This is a genomic window from Elstera litoralis (genome assembly GCF_000963705.1).
Lineage (GTDB): Bacteria > Pseudomonadota > Alphaproteobacteria > Elsterales > Elsteraceae > Elstera > Elstera litoralis.
The window spans coordinates 1-1,251 of sequence record NZ_LAJY01000680.1 but is presented as its reverse complement, the minus strand read 5'-3'; the positions used below and the strand labels follow the sequence as shown (position 1 = coordinate 1,251).

The following is a 1,251-nucleotide window of genomic DNA, read 5'->3' as shown; positions in this document are numbered from 1 at the left end:
ATGGCGGAAATCGTCAAACGCTGGGTCGATGATGGCACGGCGCAACGGCTGGTCGCGGAAAAGCGGATCGAAGGCGCGGCCCGGCAAGCCATCGCCCGGCACGCGCTCGCCGACTACGGCCTTAGCCCGCGCCCCTGCCATCCGAATGCCTACCATATGTGGCTCGATCTGCCGGAAGGCTGGCGCGACGATGTGCTGATTCCCGCTGCCCGGCGCGAGGGGGTGATTCTATCGCCAACCTCCGCCTTCTGCGTCGGGCGCACGGTCAGCGACGGTATCCGCGTCGCGCTGGGCACACCGCGCTGTCGCGCCGATGTGGAAAAAGGCTTTCACGCCCTCGGACGGCTGCTGGGCCGTGACCGGCACGCCGCCGATTTGGCCGTTGAAGAGAGCGTTATCTAGAGGTTGCCAGCGTTACCGTGAGGGGCTCTGCCCCCGATGCGCCTTGCGCGTCAAACGCGCGGAGCCCCGCTCAAGGGGCTACGGCCCCTTGAGAATCCGCGATTCTTTCCCATTCCACGGCCTCGAATAAGTCAGCTAGAGGAAATGGGATTGCCAAGGGGTAATCCCCTTGGCTGGGGTTGTTAGGGGCAAAGGCCCCTGACACTTTCCTAACAGGCCACCACATTCACCGCGAGGCCGCCTTGGGCGGTTTCCTTGTATTTGCTCATCATATCGTGGCCGGTCTGGCGCATGGTTTCGATGACTTGATCGAGGGACACCCGGTGCGTGCCGTCGCCTTGTAGGGCGAGGGCGGCGGCATTGATGGCTTTGACCGCGCCCATCGCATTGCGCTCGATGCAGGGGATTTGCACGAGGCCCGCAATCGGATCGCAGGTGAGGCCGAGATTATGTTCCATACCGATTTCGGCGGCGTTTTCGATCTGGGCGTTGCTGCCGCCCAAGACGGCGGCGAGCCCGGCGGCGGCCATCGAGCAGGCGACGCCGACTTCGCCCTGACAGCCAACCTCCGCCCCGGAAATCGAGGCGCGGGTTTTGAACAGGCTCCCGATGGCGACTGCCGTCAGTAGAAACTCGAAAATCCGCGCCTCATTCGCCCCCTCGGCCCAGCAATCGACGTAATAATGCAGCACTGCCGGAATAAGCCCCGCCGCGCCATTGGTCGGGGCGGTCACGACGCGGCCCCCGTTAGCGTTTTCCTCATTCACCGCAATCGCATACAGGCTGGCGCGCTCGAATGAGAGGGTGGGGGACGGTTGATTGGCGGCAAGGCTGCGCTGCATGGCGCGG

General features: G+C 64.3%; 1 protein-coding gene and 1 pseudogene. One reads left to right on the top strand and one right to left on the bottom strand.

The features are described 5' to 3' along the window. Positions 1-402, top strand: a pseudogene (locus tag VZ95_RS26090) (hypothetical protein); the annotation flags it as partial. Positions 403-611: 209 nt separating this feature from the next. On the opposite strand, the gene VZ95_RS18930 reads toward VZ95_RS26090, so the two are convergent. Continuing rightward, a partial coding sequence (locus VZ95_RS18930) for an L-serine ammonia-lyase (protein ID WP_045777245.1) occupies positions 612-1,251 on the bottom strand: 640 nt, incomplete at its 5' end.